General features: G+C 74.7%; 14 protein-coding genes. 4 read left to right on the top strand and 10 right to left on the bottom strand.

The features are described 5' to 3' along the window. Window positions 1-103: 103 nt before the first annotated feature. The 3 genes from E9529_RS18690 to E9529_RS18680 all read right to left on the bottom strand — a co-directional run bounded on the left by E9529_RS18690 (window position 104) and on the right by E9529_RS18680 (window position 4,426). Window positions 104-2,704, bottom strand: a complete 2,601-nt coding sequence (locus E9529_RS18690; RefSeq protein ID WP_236832778.1) for a SpoIIE family protein phosphatase — start codon at window positions 2,702-2,704, stop codon at window positions 104-106. 141 nt (window positions 2,705-2,845) lie between these two features. After that, a complete protein-coding gene (yaaA, locus tag E9529_RS18685) occupies window positions 2,846-3,592 on the bottom strand; it encodes a peroxide stress protein YaaA (protein ID WP_236832777.1) in 747 nt (248 codons plus the stop codon). Between the two features lie 30 nt (window positions 3,593-3,622). Beyond that, window positions 3,623-4,426, bottom strand: a complete 804-nt coding sequence (locus E9529_RS18680) for an exodeoxyribonuclease III (protein WP_236832776.1) — start codon at window positions 4,424-4,426, stop codon at window positions 3,623-3,625. 117 nt (window positions 4,427-4,543) lie between these two features. Between E9529_RS18680 and E9529_RS18675 the strand changes: the two genes are divergently transcribed. Both E9529_RS18675 and E9529_RS18670 read left to right on the top strand, forming a co-directional pair. Then, the gene (locus E9529_RS18675; protein WP_236832775.1) at window positions 4,544-6,082 is read left to right on the top strand and encodes an LCP family protein; all 1,539 of its coding nucleotides are present in this window, start codon (window positions 4,544-4,546) and stop codon (window positions 6,080-6,082) included. 44 nt (window positions 6,083-6,126) lie between these two features. Continuing rightward, the gene (locus E9529_RS18670) at window positions 6,127-6,645 is read left to right on the top strand and encodes a GNAT family N-acetyltransferase (protein ID WP_236832774.1); all 519 of its coding nucleotides are present in this window, start codon (window positions 6,127-6,129) and stop codon (window positions 6,643-6,645) included. Window positions 6,646-6,655: 10 nt separating this feature from the next. Here E9529_RS18670 and E9529_RS18665 read toward each other — a convergent pair whose 3' ends face one another. Next, window positions 6,656-7,606: an acyl-ACP desaturase gene (locus E9529_RS18665; RefSeq protein WP_236832773.1), complete on the bottom strand. Its 951-nt coding sequence runs from the start codon at window positions 7,604-7,606 to the stop codon at window positions 6,656-6,658. A gap of 123 nt (window positions 7,607-7,729) precedes the next feature. Between E9529_RS18665 and E9529_RS18660 the strand changes: the two genes are divergently transcribed. Beyond that, window positions 7,730-7,945: a hypothetical protein gene (locus E9529_RS18660; protein WP_236832772.1), complete on the top strand. Its 216-nt coding sequence runs from the start codon at window positions 7,730-7,732 to the stop codon at window positions 7,943-7,945. Between the two features lie 72 nt (window positions 7,946-8,017). Then, window positions 8,018-8,218: a hypothetical protein gene (locus E9529_RS18655; RefSeq protein ID WP_236825461.1), complete on the top strand. Its 201-nt coding sequence runs from the start codon at window positions 8,018-8,020 to the stop codon at window positions 8,216-8,218. Between the two features lie 19 nt (window positions 8,219-8,237). Here E9529_RS18655 and E9529_RS18650 read toward each other — a convergent pair whose 3' ends face one another. From E9529_RS18650 to E9529_RS18625, 6 genes are all read right to left on the bottom strand, one after another. Then, entirely contained in the window at window positions 8,238-9,449 is a 1,212-nt protein-coding gene (locus E9529_RS18650; RefSeq protein ID WP_236832771.1) for an acyl-CoA dehydrogenase family protein, read from the bottom strand. A gap of 147 nt (window positions 9,450-9,596) precedes the next feature. Further along, window positions 9,597-10,040, bottom strand: a complete 444-nt coding sequence (locus E9529_RS18645) for a DUF4383 domain-containing protein (protein WP_236832770.1) — start codon at window positions 10,038-10,040, stop codon at window positions 9,597-9,599. Between the two features lie 166 nt (window positions 10,041-10,206). Continuing rightward, window positions 10,207-11,862 (bottom strand): carbamoyltransferase C-terminal domain-containing protein, encoded by a 1,656-nt coding sequence (locus E9529_RS22830; protein WP_236832769.1) that lies wholly within the window; start codon window positions 11,860-11,862, stop codon window positions 10,207-10,209. Between the two features lie 70 nt (window positions 11,863-11,932). Further along, window positions 11,933-13,690, bottom strand: coding sequence for an ATP-dependent DNA helicase RecQ (locus E9529_RS18635; RefSeq protein WP_236832768.1), 1,758 nt, complete (start codon window positions 13,688-13,690; stop codon window positions 11,933-11,935). A 95-nt stretch (window positions 13,691-13,785) separates the two neighbouring features. After that, a complete protein-coding gene (locus tag E9529_RS18630) occupies window positions 13,786-15,519 on the bottom strand; it encodes an HNH endonuclease signature motif containing protein (RefSeq protein WP_236832767.1) in 1,734 nt (577 codons plus the stop codon). A gap of 622 nt (window positions 15,520-16,141) precedes the next feature. Further along, window positions 16,142-16,282, bottom strand: coding sequence for a hypothetical protein (locus tag E9529_RS18625; protein WP_236832766.1), 141 nt, complete (start codon window positions 16,280-16,282; stop codon window positions 16,142-16,144). Window positions 16,283-16,479: the final 197 nt, after the last annotated feature.

Raw genomic sequence — 16,479 nt, 5'->3', positions numbered from 1 at the left:
CACCCGGCCTGGATCACACTGCAGCAGTCCCTACGTCCACCCAACGCCATCGACTTCAAGATCGACGTGGCGAAGTTCAACGCTTCCTGACGCTACCGACGGATCAGCCCTCCGTCGGGTCCCGCGGCACGGTGGGGGGCACGCGGGTCGGCCCCGCCTCCGGCGGCCGGGGCCGGTCCTGCCGGTGCAGCCGGACGGCGACCAGCGCGACGTCGTCCTCGGGGCGGCCGTGCACCAGCCGGTCCAGCAGCTCGTCGAGCAGGGCATCCAGCGGCAGGTCGGCGAGCTCCTCCACCGCTGCGCGCAGCCGCTGGATGCCCTCGTCGAGGTCGGAGTCGCGGCGCTCGACGAGGCCGTCGGTGTAGAGCAGGACGGTCGAACCGCGCTGCAGCGTGGCGACCGACTCGCGCCGCTGCGTACCGGGGTCGACCCCGAGCAGCAGGTCCCCGGTCCACTCGCCGAGCTCGGCCACCCGCCCCTCCGGCGTGAGGATCAGCGGCGGCAGGTGGCCGGCGTTCGCCCAGCGGAGCCGGGTGACGCCCTGCCGGAGCTCCTCGGGCGTCTGCTCCAGCCGGGCCACCGCGGCGGTGGCGAGGGTCGTCATCTGCAGCGTCGTCATCGAGGCGTCCAGCCCCCGCAGCACCTCGCCCGGGCCCGCGTCGCTGTAGGTGGCGACCCCGCGCAGCAGCCCGCGGAGCTGCCCCATGGCGGCCGCGGCCTCGGTGTCGTGCCCGACGACGTCGCCGATGACCAGCATCGTCGTGCCGCCGGGCTGCAGGAAGGCGTCGTACCAGTCGCCGCCGACCCGGGCTGCCTCGGCGGCGGGGAGGTAGCGGACGGCGATCTCGGCGTGGTCGGGCTCGGGCGGCTCGGTGAGCAGGCTGCGCTGCAGGCCCTCGGCGAGCTGCTGCTGGGCCTGGTAGAGCCGGGCGTTGTCCAGCGCCAGGCCGGCGCGGTCGGCGGCCTCCTGGGCGGTTGCCAGGTTCTCGGCGCGGGTCGGCGTGCGGTCCGAGTAGTAGACGGTGAGCGCGCCCAGCGTCCGGTTGCGCCCCCGCATCGGCAGGACGACCGCCTCGCGGGGGGCCAGGCGGGCGAGCAGGTCGCGCGCCTCGCCGGGCGAGAGCAGGTCCAGCACCGCGGCGCCGGAGCTGCGCTGCTGCTCGCCGGTGCGCAGCGCGACCGCGGCGGGGGAGTCCGGCGGCATGGCGTCCACCCGCACCTCGGTGTAGCGGTCGAGGAGGGGGCGCAGCTCCGGGTCGGCGTGCCAGCAGCCGACATCGCGGGGCCGGCCGTCGCCGTCGACGACCGTCACGATGCAGAAGTCGGCAAGCGCGGGGACGACGAGCCGGGGCAGGTGCTGCATCGCGCGGTTCTGGTCAAGGGGGCCCGCGAGGTCGGCGCTGACGTTGGCCAGCAGCGCCAGCCGCTGGGCTCCGCGCTGGGCCCGCTCCTCCGCCGCGCGTCGTTCGGTGACCTCCAGGAAGTAGACCGACAGCCCGTCGGGCGTCGGCCAGGCGCTGATCTCGTACCAGCCGTCCAGCGGCTCGGGGTAGTAGGCGTCGAACGCGACGGGGTCGCCCGTGCGCACCGCCTCGTGGTAGCTCTCGTCGAAGACGCTGCCAGGTGTCGCGGGGAAGGCCTCCCAGAGCACCCGGCCGAGCAGCTCGTCACGGCTGCGTCCGAGCAACCGCTCCGCCTGCGCATTGACGTGGGTGAACCGCCACTCGTGGTCCAGGGAGTAGAAGCCGGCCGGCATGGCCTCGAGCACCCGGGTGACGCGTGTCGCGGCCTCGCGCTCACCGGTGGTGTCGTACGCCGCGCCGATGAGGTGGGGGGTGCGCCCAGCAGGCCCGGGGACGTGGCGCCCGCGGGCGTGGATCCAGCGGGTCCGCCCTCCGGGGAGCACGATCCGGTACTCGACGTCGTACTCGCCGCACGTGTCCACGCTCGCCTGCAGGGCGTCGGCGTGCCACTCCATGTCGTCGGGGTGCACGCGGGCGTTGAAGGCGTCCAGCGACTGGTCGAACGTGGCCGGGTCGTAGCCGAACATCCGCTGGAGCTGCTCGTCCCACAGCAGCACCCCGCTGGAGGGCTCGAAGTCGAAGGTGCCGACCTCGCCTGCCTCCTTGGCCAGCTCCCAACGCAGCCGCTCGATCTCGTACTGGCGGAGGAGGGCGGCGAGCTCCAGCTCGGTCATCACCGAGCCGGCCAGCTGCTGCAGCGTCGCGATCTCCGAGCCCGCCCACGGTCGCGGCTCGGGGTCGAAGACGCACAGGGCGCCGACCGGGGTGCCCCCGGAGTCGGTGAGGGCGACGCCGAGGTAGGCGCCGACGACGCCGGACCGGACGGGCGGGAGGTCCCGGACCCGCTCGTCGGCGCGGGCGTCGGGGACCACGAGCGCCTCGCCGGCCGGCAGCGCCGCGGTGACGGTGCAGAGCGACTCCCCGAGCGGCCCGGTCGTCCCGACGGCCGCGCCGCCGGTCCCGGCGGCGACGTGCTGGACGTCGGCGAGCAGCGAGACCTGGCTGCCGCGGGTGCCGAGCAGACGGGCGGCCAGCTCGGCGAGCCGGTCCAGGCCGGCGCTCCCCCCGCTCGGCAGGACCCGGCGGGCGGCCTCCACGCGCGCCGGGTCCAGGCGCAGCTCGGCCGCGGAGCGCTCGCCGAGGCCCGGTCCCGCGTCGACCGTGCGGTCCGTCCCGTCCACCGAAGCCCTTCTGCCCGGCGGTCGCCGGATGCGCGATGCCCGCGCGCCACGTGGTTCGGGCATGACGGGTCCCCAGCAGTTATGTCACGGAGGGCCGGTTGCGTGCAACCAACCGTTGGGTCCGGCCGGGAGAGATGGGCCTCAGTCCGCGGGCACGACCAGCGTCAACGCCGTGTCGCCACCGTGTTCCACGTGGAACCCCGCCTGCCTCAGCAGGCTCCTGAGTCGCACGACGTCGCCGGGCTCGGAGGTGGTGGTCGCGAGCAGTCGGGCGAGCCGCCCCTTGTGCGCCTTGTTGAAGTGGCTGACGACGGTGCGCGTGCCGTCGGGCCGCTCGCTCAGCACGGTGACGGTGACCGCGCCGGGGACCGGGGCCAGCGCGGCGTAGGAGCCGCTGCGCAGGTCGACGACGAGCCCCTCGACCGCGGCCAGCACCGGGCCGAGCGCGGGCTTCCAGAGGGCGCGGAGGGTGGGCAGCCCCGGCAGCGTCGAGCCGGCCGAGAGCCGGTACGCGGGGATGGGGTCGTCGGCGCGGACGAGGCCGAACAGCGCGGAACCGACGGCGAGCCGGCGCCCGGCCCGCGCCCGCTGCGCGCGGGTCATCGACGCGACGTCGAGGGCGTCGTAGAGGACGCCGGTGTACCGCTCGACGGCGGGCCGGGTGGCGCTGGTCCAGAGCTCGGCGTTCCGCGTGATCTCGGCGTCCTGCTTCGCCGACAACCCGAGGGCCGCGCGGGCGGCGGGCACGTCGGCGGCCAGCTTCACCAGGGCCTCGGCGATCTCGGTCCGGACGCCGGTGAGCTCGGGGGCGGTCAGGGCCGCGAGGTCCAGCGGCGGGCCCTCACCCCCGGGGGCCTTGGTCTCCGAGGGCGGCAGCAGCACGAGCACGGGGAGCCAGCTTAGGCAGCCGGCGCCGGGTCACTCCGCGAGGTCGACCACCACGGGGGCGTGGTCGCTGGCGCCCTTGCCCTTGCGCTCCTCGCGGTCGATGAACGCGCCGTCGACCCGGGCGGCCAGGGCGGGGGAGCCCAGCACGAAGTCGATCCGCATGCCCTCACGGCGCGGGAAGCGCAGCTGCGTGTAGTCCCAGTAGGTGTAGACGCCCGGGCCGGGCGCGTGCGGGCGCACCACGTCGGCGTACCCGGCGTCGACCACCGCCTGGAACGCGGCCCGCTCGGGCGCGGAGACGTGCGTGGACCGGCTGAACACCGACATGTCCCAGACGTCGTCGTCCTGCGGGGCGATGTTCCAGTCGCCGACGAGGGCCACCTGCGCGGCCGGGTCCTCGGCGAGCCAGCCCGCCGCGGTGCCCCGCAGCGCGGCCAGCCACTCCAGCTTGTACGTGTAGTGCGGGTCCTCCAGCGTCCGGCCGTTGGGCACGTAGAGGCTCCAGACGCGCACGCCGCCGCAGGTCGCGCCCAGCGCGCGGGCCTCCGCGGCCGGGGCCACCCCCTCCTTCGACGACCACGACGGCATCCCGGGGAAGCCGGTCGTCACGTCCTCCAGCCCGACGCGGGAGAGGATCGCGACGCCGTTCCACTGCGAGTGGCCGACGTGCGCGACCTCGTAGCCGAGCGCGGTGAACACCAACTCGGGGAACTGGTCGTCCCGGCACTTGGTCTCCTGCAGCGCCACCACGTCGACGTCGTGCCGCTGGAGGAAGGCGGCGACGCGGTCGGCGCGGGTGCGGATCGAGTTGACGTTCCAGGTGGCCAGTCGCACGCCGCGGAGCTTACGGAGCCCCACCGACGGGACCGCTCCCCCGCCGATCCGCCGAAGGTGCCCCCACCTGGCCGAACTCTGGGAGCATGGCCGGGTGAGCTGGTACGGGGCCGCGGGATGACGGACGGGACGACACCCCCCTCCTCGGAATCGGGCGCACGCCCGCCGGCGCGGGAGCAGCGGCGCGGCTTCGGCGCCGCCCTGGGCTGGACGGCCCTCGGGGCGCTGGTGCCCGGGACCGGATTCCTGGCGGCCGGCCGCCGTCGGCTCGGTGCGGCGGTGCTCGCCGTCTTCCTGCTGCTGGTCGCCGGCGGGGTGTGGCTGGCCACCGCTGGGCAGCGGGTCGCCGCGCGCACCCTGGTCGACACCGACGTGCTGCTCTGGGCGACGGTGGGCGTCGGCGTGCTGGCGCTCCTGTGGATCGCCGTCGTCGTCGCCGGCTACCGGATGCTGGTGCCGCGGGGCACGTCCCGCGGGCGGCACGTCGTCGGCGGCCTGGTCGTCGCGGTGCTCGTCGCCGCGATCGCCCTGCCGGCGGTCTTCGCCGGGCACCTGGCCACGACGTCGCGCGACCTCATCGCCGGGGTGTTCGACGACGAGCGCGAGTCGGCGACCGTCGACGCGGACGAGGAGGACACCGCCGAGCTCTTCGGCGGCCGGGAGCGGGTGAACGTGCTGCTGCTCGGGGGCGACGGCGGCGAGGGCCGCGAGGGCGTGCGCACCGACACCGTGATCGTGGCCAGCACCGACGTGGAGACCGGCGAGACCGTCCTCGTCAGCCTCCCCCGCAACCTGCAGGACCTGCCCTTCCCCGAGGACAGCCCGCTCGGCGAACTCTACCCCGACGGCTTCGACGCCGGGAGCGAGAGCGAGAGCCTGCTCAACGCCGTCTACCGCAACGGCCCGGCCTGGTACCCCGACGCCCTGGGCCCGACCGACGACCCGGGCGCCGACTTCCTGAAGCTCGGCGTCGGCGAGGCCCTCGGGCTGCGCATCGACTACTTCGCCCTGGTCAACCTCGAGGGCTTCAGCCGCCTGGTCGACGCGCTCGGCGGCATCACGGTGAACGTCAACTACTACGTCCCCGTCAACGGCGACCCGGGCACCGGCGAGCTGCCCGACGCCTACATCGCCCCGGGCCGCGACGTCCCGATGGACGGCCCCATGGCGCTGGAGTTCGCCCGCGGCCGCTTCGGGCTCAGCGACTACGACCGGATGGAGCGGCAGCGGTGCACGATCTCCGCGATCGTCGACGCCGCCGACCCGGTGACGCTGCTGCAGCGCTACCAGCAGCTGGCCGCGACCACCGAGGACATCGTCAGCACCGACATCCCGCGGTCGCGGCTGGACGACTTCGTGGACCTGGCCTTCCGCGTGAAGGACGCCGAGATCCGCAGCGTCGTCCTCGACCCCTCGGTGATCGACCCCGCCTACCCCGACTACGACGCCATCCGTCAGCTCGTCCAGGACGCGATCGACCCGCCCGCGCCCCTGCCCGCGGCGGCGACCCAGCCGTCGGCGGACGTGCCGGCCGGCCCCGAGGTCCCCGAGCCGGAGGCGGGCCCGGCGACCGACGTCGCCGACGCCTGCGCCTACGACCCGCAGCGGGCGGCGGAGGCCCGCGCCGCCGGGGAGCCACCGACCAAGGGCGGCTGAGGCCCGCGTCGAGCGCGGCCCGGGGCGGGGCGGACAATGCCGGTGTGCCCGCCGCCGTCGTCCGCCCCGTCTCCACCGTCGACGACGCGCTCCGTGCCGAGCTGCTGCGCTGCTGGACCGACGTCAGCAACGCCGGCGGCGCGGTCGGGTTCGTGCCCCCGGTCACCGAGGACGACGTCGTCCCGCTGCTGGACAAGCTGCTGGAGGGGGTGCACTCCGGCCGGGACGTGCTGGCCCTGCTCGAGGTCGACGGCGAGACGGCGGGGTTCGCCGGCGTCGTCGGCTCGCTGAGCCCGCTGCGCCGGCACTGGGGCACCGTGCTGCGGGTGCAGGTGCACCCCACGCGCCAGGGTCAGGGCCTGGGGCGGGTGCTGATGGCCGGCGTGCACCGGATCGCCCGCGACCGCGGCTGGGAGTTCCTGCACCTGACCGCCCGCGGGGGCACCGGGCTGGACGAGTTCTACAAGGGGCTGGGCTACGTCGAGGTCGGCCGGCTGCCCGGCGCGATCCGCGTGGCCCCCGGTGACGACCGCGACGAGATCGTCATGGCCTGCCCACTCTGAGCGCCTGCCGTCAGACCTGGACGGGGGTCTCCCCGCGGGCCGCCATGCGGGCCCGCAGCCGCTCCCGGCTCTCCACGAACCGGGTGGCCTCGGCGTCCAGCCCGGCCAGGAACGCGGCCAGCTGCTCGCGGGCCTGCTCGCCCTCGGGCCCGAGGTCGTCGCGCTCGAAGACCTTCCAGGTGCGCAGGATCGGGCTGACCACCTCGTCGTGGTGCAGGCGAAGGTCGTAGATGCCGGCCTTCGCGATGATCGTCGAGTTGCGCCGGAAGTTCGCCATGTTCGCGCCCGGCATCTCGAAGGTCATGACCTCCTTGGCGACGGCCTTCATCATCTCGTCCGGGTCGATGTCGAACGCCGCCGTCACCAGGTTCCGGTAGAAGATCATGTGCAGGTTCTCGTCGGTGGCGATGCGGGCCAGCAGCTTGTCGGCGATCGGGTCGCCGGTGGCGCGGCCGGTGTTGCGGTGCGAGACCCGCGTCGCCAGCTCCTGGAACGAGACGTAGGCGACGGCCTCCAGCGGGGTCTTGTCGCCCGAGTCGTAGCCGGTGGTCATGTAGTCCATCCGGGCCCGCTCGAGCTCGACCGGGTCGACGCCGCGGGTCACCACGAGGTAGTCGCGCAGCGCGACGCCGTGCCGGCCCTCCTCCGCCGTCCAGCGGCCCACCCACTGGCCCCAGGCGCCGTCCCGGCCGAACCGGGTGGCGATCTCGCGGTGGTAGCTGGGCAGGTTGTCCTCGGTCAGCAGGTTGACGAACATGGCGGCCTTCGCCGTCGCGTCCAGCCGGGACTGCTCCGGTGACCAGTCCTCCCCGCCGAGGAAGGCGAAGTTCCGGCCCTCGTCCCAGGGGACGTAGTCGTGGGGGTGCCACTCCTTGGCCATCCTGATGTGCCGGTCGAGGTTCTCGGCGACGACGGGCTCGAGCTCGATGAGCACGGCTGCCTGCGGCGACGTCTGCGGCATGGGGACCTCCGGGTCGGCTCGGCCTGCCTGGGTCGCACCGTACGCCGGTGGGATCCCGGCCGCGGGTCGGGACGCGGGGTGCGCCCCGGCCTCCGGCGGGGCCGGTTTGGCAGGCTGGGGGGCATGACCGATCCGGCTCCCGGCACCCCCGCCCCGCGCAACGCCCGCCGGGAGCGGCTCGTCGGGCTGTTCGTGCTCGGCGTCGCGCTGGTGCTGCTGGTCTCCACCCCGACCTGGTTCGCCAGCGACCAGAGCGGCGTCGCGATCGCGCAGCTGGTCGTGGCCGCGCTGGTCGCCGGCGTGGGCGCCTGGCTGGTGCGGCGCGCGGGGCGGGGCTGACCGGAGCCTGCCGTTGCGGCGGCGGGTGACCCGCACCACACTCGCTGCCCAGGAGTGGCGAGGGAGGACCCGGTGGAGCTGGACAAGCAGGAGCTGGTGCGGGTGCTGCGCACCGAGGGCGACAACGACACGGCGGAGAAGGTGGAGCAGCGGTTCTCCGACCGCATCGACACCGACCGCGACGGCGACGCGCTCGCCGAGGTGGGGCTGGACCGGACCCAGCTGATGGCCAAGCTCGCCGGGGGCGGGTTCGGGACGACGCTGACGCCCTGAGCCGCCCCCGGCGCCAGGATCAGCCCGTGAAGGGGCGCTCGCGGGCGAGCTCCTCCTTGGCCACGCCGCGGATGTGCACCGCGTCCGGGCCGTCGACGATGCGCAGCGTGCGGGCGCTGGCGTAGAAGCGGGCGAGCACGGTGTCGTTGCTGACGCCGGCGCCGCCGTGCACCTGGATGGCGCGGTCGATGACGTCGAGGGCGACCTTCGGCGCGGCGACCTTGATCGCGGAGATCTCCGTGCGGGCGCCCTTGGCCCCGTAGCGGTCGATCAGGTCGGCGGTCTTGAGCACGTAGAGGCGGGCCTGGTCGATCTCGATGCGGGACAGGGCGATCGCCTCGCGGACGGTGCCCTGGTCGGCCAGCGTGCGCCCGAACGCCACCCGGTTCTTGCTCCGCTCCACCATGAGCGCCAGCGCCCGCTCGGCCATGCCGATGGCACGCATGCAGTGGTGGATTCGGCCGGGGCCCAGCCGGGCCTGGGCGATCATGAAGCCGTCGCCCTCGCCGGAGAGGATGTTGGACACCGGCACGCGGACGTCGGTGAAGCGCAGCTCGGAGTGGCCGTGCTGGTCCTGGTACCCGAAGACCGGCAGGTGCCGGACGATCTCCAGGCCCGGGGTGTCCCGGGGGACGAGCACCATCGACTGCTGGCGGTGCGGCGGGCCGTCGGGGTCGGTCTTGCCCATGACGATGAAGATCTGGCAGCGCGGGTCGGCGGCGCCGGAGGTCCACCACTTGCGGCCGTTGATCACGTACTCGTCGCCGTCGCGGACGATCGAGGTCTGGATGTTGCGGGCGTCGGAGCTGGCGACGTCGGGCTCGGTCATCGCGAACCCGGAGCGGATCTCGCCCTCCAGCAGCGGGTTGAGCCAGCGCTCCTTGTGCTCGGGGGTGCCGAACAGCATGAGCGTCTCCATGTTGCCGGTGTCCGGCGCGCCCACGTTCATCGACTCGGGGGCGATGACGGGGGACCAGCCGGTGATCTCGGCGACGGAGGCGTACTCGAGGTTGGTGAGCCCGCCCACCTCGTGGTGGAAGAGGTTCCACAGGCCGCGCTTGCGCGCCTCCGCCTTGAGCTCCTCGAGGACCGGCGGGTGCTCGTGGTCGTCGTGGCCGCGCTCGGCGCGCCAGGCGTCGTACACCGGCTCGGCGGGGAACACGTGCTCCCGCATGAAGTCCCACGCGCGTGCGCAGACGTCCTCGGCCTTGGCGGAGAGAGCGAAGTCCATGCCGGGCAACGTAGCCCCGGACGTGACCGCCGTCGCACCGGGGGTGCCGGGCGCAGGAACGCGCGGAGCCGGGCCCCGCCGCCCTCGGGGAGGACGACGGGACCCGGCTCCGTGGTGCGGTCCCTGCCGGGGCCCGGGCCGAGCGGCTCAGGCGCGGGTGCGCCCGCCGACGGCGTTGCGCACCGGGCCCAGCGCGATGACCAGGCCGGCCAGGGCGCTGACCAGGTGCAGCCAGTTGTCGGCCCAGTTCAGGCTCAGGAAGTCCCACTCGGCGTCGACGGCGAAGAGGCCGTAGACGAAGGCCGCGCCGTACCCGATCGCGAGCAGCCACCCGTACGTGCGGGCACCGCTCAGCGTGCGGAACAGGGCCAGGCCCGCCGCACCGATCAGGATGTGGACGATGTTGTGGAACGGGTTGATCTCGAACCCGACGATGGTCTCGCCGGTGTCGTGCGCGAAGAAGTCGTCGAACCCGGTGATGAAGAATCCGACGATCCCCACCAGCAGGTAGACGGCCCCGATGACCGCCGCGAGCATCTGCGGCCAGGTCAGGCCCCGGTCCGCGCCGGTGTTCCCGCGGGTTGCAGACATGGTGTCCTCCCAGTCGTCGTCCGGCCTGCCAGGTGCTTGACAGGTGACTGCCAGGAGGGCGTTACCCGTGCCCGGGCCGCGGTAACGGCCGCCACCCGTGTGGGCGACCGGCGTTGCCGAACCGATACGCGGCCGGTCCGCCCCGGCCCGGGACGGACCGGCGGTCTCAGCCTTCGCTCGGGCGGGGGGTCGCCTTCGCCCGGCGGACGACGAACGGGCCGATCGCCAGCAGGTCGACCGGGGCCGAGCCGAAGCACTCCAGGGCGTCCCGCGGGTCGTCGACCATCGGGCGGCCGGCGGTGTTCAGGCTGGTGTTCACCACCACGGGCAGCCCGGTGCGCCGCTCGAAGGCGGAGATCATCCGGTGCACCAGCGGCTCGGCGTGCGGGTCGATGGTCTGGATCCGCGCCGTGCCGTCGACGTGGGTGACGGTGGGGATGCGGTCGCGCCACTCCTCTGCGACGTCGTGGACGAAGAGCATGTACGGCGAGGGGATCGGCCCGCGGCTGAAGATCTCCGGGGCGCGTTCCAGCAGCACCATCGGGGCGACGGGGCGGAACTGCTCGCGGCCCTTGACGTCGTTCATCCGCTCCAGGTTGGCCTCGAAGCCGGGGTGCGCGAGCAGCGAGCGGTGGCCCAGCGCACGGGGGCCGTACTCGCTGCGGCCCTGGAACCAGGCGACGATGCCGTTGTCGGCGAGCACCTCGGCGACGGCCTCGGCGACGTCGTCGGGACGCTCGTAGGTGATCGCCGCCGTCTGCAGGACCTGCTCGATCTCGTCGTCGCGCCACCCGCGGCCGAGGTCCGCGCCGGCCATCGGCTCGGTGCGCTCGCCGAGCTCCGCGGCGACGTGCAGGGCGGCGCCCAGCGCCGTGCCCGCGTCGCCGGCGGCGGGCTGCACCCACACCTGCTCGAACGGGCTCTCGGCCAGGATGCGGGTGTTGGCGACGCAGTTCAGCGCGGTGCCGCCGGCCATGGTGAGGGTCTTCTCGCCGGTCTGCTCGTGCACCCAGCGGGCGAGGTCGACCAGCACTTCCTCGAGGCGGGTCTGGACGCTGGCGGCGAGGTCGGCGTGCGCCTCGGTCCAGTCGTCGCCCTTGCGCAGGCGGGGCGCGAACTCGGCGAAGTCGATCCGCTCGGTGCGGAAGCCGCCGTCGTCCGTGGCGCGGATCAGCTCGGACAGCTCACCGAGGAACCGCGGCTTGCCGTAGGAGGCCATCGCCATGACCTTGAACTCGTCGGAGCTGCGCAGGAAACCCAGGTGGTCGGTGAGCTCCTCGTACATCAGGCCGAGGGAGTGGGGGAGCGCCTGACCGGCGAGCACCTCCAGCTGCCCGTCGACGTAGCGGCCGGCGAGGTGGCTGTGCGCCTCGCCGCGGCCGTCGAGGACGAGCACCGCGTTGTCGCGCTGCGGGGCGGCCTTCCCGGCGGAGGCGGCGTGCGCGACGTGGTGCTTCACGAAGCGCACCTTCGCCGGGTCGAGGCCGGGGAGGGCGTGGGCCAGGAAGTCCGGGGCCATCTCGGCGTACTTCTTGCGCATGGTGTCGCCGTCGTCGAAGAGGCCGGAGTCCTCGGGCGTGCCCATGAGCGCGGGGTCGAAGGAGTAGGCGACGGCGTCGAGCTCCTCGGGCCGGATGCCGGCCTCTGCGAGGCACCACGCGGCCGAGAGCTCGGGCAGCTCCCACGCGCTCCACGGCAGCGGGCGCTTGCCGTGCTTGCGGCGGCTGAACCGCTCCTCCTCCGCGGCGGCCACGACCCGGCCGTCGACGACGAGCGCCGCCGCGGGGTCGTGGTAGATCGCGTTGATGCCGAGGACCTTCACGCGTGCACTCCTTGTCCCGGGCCGCCGGCGCGCCTGCTCCGGGCGCCTCGACCCGCTCTGCTGATGGTGATCATGGGTGGGATCGGCCGGTCCCGCAGGTCGAGGCGGGCGGCCGGTCGCTCCGCGGGCGGAGCAGCTCGTGCTCGACGACGGCGGCCAGGCCGAGGGTCTTGTAGCCGACCTCGTCGAACAGCACGGTGAGCCGGTCGTCCTCGACCCGCATGACGACGCCGGGGCCCCACTCGGTGTGCTGGACCGGCGTCTCCACGGGGAAGGGGGTGTCCTCGGGCGCGGCGGCGACGTGCTCGTGGGCCGTGCCGGCGGAGCAGTTGTCGCAGTTGCCGCACGGTTCGTCGAGCTGCTCGCCGAAGTAGCCGAGCAGGAACTGGCGGCGGCACTCGGTGGTCTCGGCGTAGCCGCGCATCATCTCGACGCGGGACTGGTCGACCTTCTCGTGGTGCTCGGCGAGCTCGCGGGCCTGCGCGGCCGCCTCGCCGGGCGGCGGGGCGCCGTCGGCGGGGTGGGCGGCGCCGTCCTCGTCGAGCACGACGGCGGAGACCTGCTCGAGCAGGTTGAGGTCGCGCACCAGCGGGGTGGCGGGGCGGCCGGTCTCCTCCCGCAGCGCCTTCACGTCGACGCCGTCGTCGATGCCTGCCGCGGCGGCGGCCTGCACGAGGCCGGCGACCTGCTGGAGCTCCTCCTCGGCGGGGGTGCCGGCGGCGAAGAACCGGCGCAGGCCGAGGTCCTCCTGGCGGTAGACGAGGACGGCGAGGGCGGGGGCGCCGTCGCGGCCGGCGCGGCCGATCTCCTGGTAGTAGCTGTCCACGGAGTCGGCCGGCTCGGCGTGGACGACGAAGCGCGTGCCGGGCTTGTCGATGCCCATGCCGAAGGCGGTGGTGGCGACGACGACGTCGAGCTCGTCGTCCATCCAGGCCCGCTGGGTCTCCTCGCGGTCGGACTTCTTGAGGCCCGCGTGGTAGGCGTGGGTGCGCAGGCCGCGGTCGGCGAGGGCGGTGGCGATCTCCTCGGTGCCCTTGCGGGTCGCGCTGTAGACGATGCCGGGGCCGCGTCCTTCTCCGACCTCGGTGAGCACCCGCTCCAGGACGGCGTCCTGCTTGCCCCGGGCGTCGGCGTGCTGGTCGACCTCCAGCCGGATCTCCGGACGGTCGAACCCGGCGACGACGACCTCGGGCTCGTGCATCCCGAGCTGCTCGACGATCTCCGCCCGCACCGGCGGGGCGGCCGTCGCGGTGAGGGCCAGCACGGTCGGGTGGCCGAGCTGCTCGATGACGGTGCCCAGGCGCAGGTAGTCGGGGCGGAAGTCGTGGCCCCAGGCGGAGACGCAGTGCGCCTCGTCGACGACGAACAGGGCGGGCTCGGCGGCCGCGATCACGTCGACGACCTCGGGCTTGGCCAGCTGCTCGGGGGCGAGGAAGAGGAAGCGGACCGTTCCGTCCCGCAGCCCGTCGAGGGCTTCCTGCTGGTCGCCGGCGGAGAGGGCGGAGTTCAGCTGAGCGGCGCCGCCGGCGTCGTCGGCCAGCTCGGTGAGCCGCTCGACCTGGTCGCGCTGCAGGGCGATGAGCGGGGAGACGACGAGCACCGGCCCGTCCAGCAGCTGGCCGGCGACCTGGTAGATCGCGGTCTTGCCGGCGCCGGAGGGCAGCACCGCGAGGGTGTCGCGGCCGCTGACCGCGGACTGCATGGCCCGCTCCTGACCGGGGCGGAATTCCTCGTAGCCGAGGACCTCGCGGGCGAACTCGCGGATGCGGCGGGTGCGGACGGAGGCGCTGGCGCCGGCGGGGTTGTCCCGCTCGGAGGAGGGAGGCACCGGCTGCCACTCCCCTGCGGGGGAGCGCGGCAAACGGTGCGCTGGCCCACGCCGCTTCCCTTGCAGTGCCCCCGACGTTCCCGCGGGAACGCGGCTCAGCCGTCGAGGGGGGACCTCCCCTCCGCTTCCAGCTGCCGGAGGAGGTCGCGGTTGCCCATGAGGACGCCGATCGCCCAGTGCATGTCCAGCCGCTCGTACGGGGCGGGTGCAGCGGCGGGCAGGTCTGGCGGGCCGTCGGGGAACAGGACCCGGTCGAGCCGGGCGGTCGCGGTCGGGAGGGGCAGCCGGGATCTCGTGGTCGCCGGGGATGCGCCGACGCGGCCGTGCCCGGGGGATCGGCCCGGGCGGTGACGTCCTCGGCCGCTGCGGCTCGAGGTGGGCCCGGCCCCGCGTTCCGGCCGGGCCGGTGACCGCCTGCGGCGGCTCGATGCGCCGGGGCCGCGGCGGGTCAGAGGTGCGGGAACGGGCGTGGGTGCGTCGGCGGGACGGCGTCCGACCGTGGTGTCGATCGGCGCGACACCGGCGTAGGGGTCGTCCCCGCGTGCGGGGTCCGGCGGCGCCCCGTGCAGGCCGCCGGTGAAGGCGGCGTCGGCGGTGCCCCAGACGCGCTGGCCGTCGGGGGTGGTCACGACCAGCCGGCCCTCCTGGCGGCTCATCACCAGGCCGCGCTCGTGGACGAGGCCGTGGTCGACGTCGCAGAGGAGCACCATGTCGGCCACGTCGGTACGGCCACCGAACAGCCAGTGGTGCATGTGGTGGACGTGCAGGCGCTCGGGCCGGGTCTCGGGGCAGCCCGGGCGCGCGCAGCCGCCTTCCCGCCGCAGCAGGGCCCGGCGCTGCGCCCCGGTGGCCCGCCGCTTCCGGCGTCCCACGGCCAGTGGCTCCCGACCGCGCTCGATCATCGCCACGACGGTCGCCCCGCAGAGCAACCGGCGGGCCTGGGCGCCGGTGAGCGCGGGCCCGCCCTCGAAGTGGGCGCGGCCGGCAGCGGTGTCGTCGGCCAGGACGTCGGCGTCGACGTGGACGACGACCTCCCGCCGCGGTGGGTCACCGGGGCGGCGGTCCAGTGCGGCGCGCGCCTCGGCGAGGGCGGTCACCGCCGCGATCCGACGGGCCGCGGTGCGCTCGCGCACCATCCCGATGGCGGCGTCCTCGGCGCACCGCCGCTCGACCTCGGCGTCGACGGTGCCACCGGCCGCGCGGATCGCCTCGTGGGCAGCCGCCGCCTTCTTGCCCTGCGCGCGCTCGCGGCGGGCCTCTCGTTCGGCCAGCGCGTCGACCGCCGTCATGAACGCGGCGCCCTGCTCGGCGGGCATGCGGACGCGGAGGGTGAACCAGCCGTCCTCGAAGCGGGGCTCGAAGAACTGCTCGCGCTCGACGGGCCGGCCGCCGTTGGCCGCGGTCTCGTCGACCCGCCGCCACTCGCGGCAGAAACGCTCGGTCTGGGAGGCGGTGGCGGCGAAGGCGAACTCGAGCAGTGCCGCCTCGGAGTCCGGCTCGGCGACCCGGGTCAGGGCGCGCACCTTCGAGTAGGACAGCCGGCCGGCGGCGAACACCGCCTCGATCCGCGGCAGGCCGCGCAGGGCCCGGGCGACGCGGACGTGCTCCCGGGCGGCGCCGGGGCCCATGCCGCACTGCCAGGCGAGCCAGTGGGCGCAGGAGAGGATGCCGACGCCGTGCCAGCCACCCCGTTCGTCGAACTCGGCGACCAGTCGCAGCCAGGTGGCCGTCGCCGCCGCCAACCGCACCGCCCCGCTGGTGATCGCCAGGGCGAGCTGCTCCAGTGGTGTCTCCTCGACCGGACCGTCACCTTCGACTGTCGAACGCATGTGCGAAAGCTAACGGTCAGGTCCGACACAACCACTGCTCAGGGCGGTGCACCGTTCCCGCGGGAACGCCGTGACGCGGTGACGACGTGGGGCCCGGCCCGACGGCGTGGACGCTGTCCGAGGCGCTCTCGCGGGAGCGGTGACGGGCTGGCGCCCGCCTGCCGAGGCGCTGCCGGCCCGAGCGACGAGGCTCGGGCGCTGCTCCCGAGAACCGCTCGATGCGGTCGAGGCGGTGGCGGTCCGGTGCGAGGGGCACGGACGTTCCCGCGGGAACGCGCGTGGGTGGCGCTCGCGCGGTAGCGGGCCGCCCGCGCGCCGGGGGGCTCGAGGTGTTTCCGCGGGAACGTGACCGCGGTGGCGCAGGGGGTGCTCCGGGGGCCGTGGACGGTCAGAGACGTTCCCGCGGGAACGTCGGCCACGGGGCGCTTCCGGTCGCAGTGCGGCCGCTGGCGTCCGGAGGTGGTGGCGCGGGCGTTCCCCGGGTCGGGCAGCGGAATCCCGGACGTTCCCGCGGGAACGTCCGCAACGCGCGAAGTCGGCAGGCCCGCGCGAGAACGGGAGGGACTGGCAGCCGGGTATGCGGCGTGGAGCCGGGGCAGCGGGACCTGGCGGCTCCCGGCCGTCAGCGGAGGGGGGCCCGCCGAGGGGCGACGTCGGCGTGCTCCGCAGCGGCCCGGCCGGCGTACCAGCCGCCCGCGTCCACCGAGGACCGGCTGCGGCTGGCCCGCACCTTCGGGAAGATCTCTGCCGTGCGTGCCTCCACGGCCTCCTGCCGCGACCGCAGCACCGGCAGCAGGTCCGCGCCCCGCTCCGCCGCCGCCTCCGCAGCGGCCGCCTCGGTCGCCCGCCGGCGCGCCGCGGCTAGCTGTAGCGACCAGACAGGTTGTTCACGCGGCGAGGCGGCTGATCGGTGGCTGACCTTCGAGGGCGGAGTGGCTGCGGGCAGTGTTGTAGTGCTTC

The sequence above is a fragment of the Blastococcus sp. KM273128 genome (assembly GCF_021698975.1).
Classification (GTDB): Bacteria; Actinomycetota; Actinomycetes; order Mycobacteriales; family Geodermatophilaceae; genus Blastococcus.
Note: the sequence above shows the minus strand (reverse complement) of the source record. Positions and strands in the feature narration are given on the sequence as shown.

Bases quoted from the DNA above. Each gene is read 5' to 3' on its own strand.
- E9529_RS18675 (WP_236832775.1), top strand. From the start codon at position 4,544: ATGACGGACGGGACGACACCCCCCTCCTCGGAATCGGGCGCACGCCCG.
- E9529_RS18665 (WP_236832773.1), bottom strand. From the start codon at position 7,606: ATGCCGCAGACGTCGCCGCAGGCAGCCGTGCTCATCGAGCTCGAGCCC.
- E9529_RS18660 (WP_236832772.1), top strand. From the start codon at position 7,730: ATGACCGATCCGGCTCCCGGCACCCCCGCCCCGCGCAACGCCCGCCGG.
- E9529_RS18650 (WP_236832771.1), bottom strand. From the start codon at position 9,449: ATGGACTTCGCTCTCTCCGCCAAGGCCGAGGACGTCTGCGCACGCGCG.
- E9529_RS18645 (WP_236832770.1), bottom strand. From the start codon at position 10,040: ATGTCTGCAACCCGCGGGAACACCGGCGCGGACCGGGGCCTGACCTGG.
- E9529_RS18630 (WP_236832767.1), bottom strand. From the start codon at position 15,519: ATGCGTTCGACAGTCGAAGGTGACGGTCCGGTCGAGGAGACACCACTG.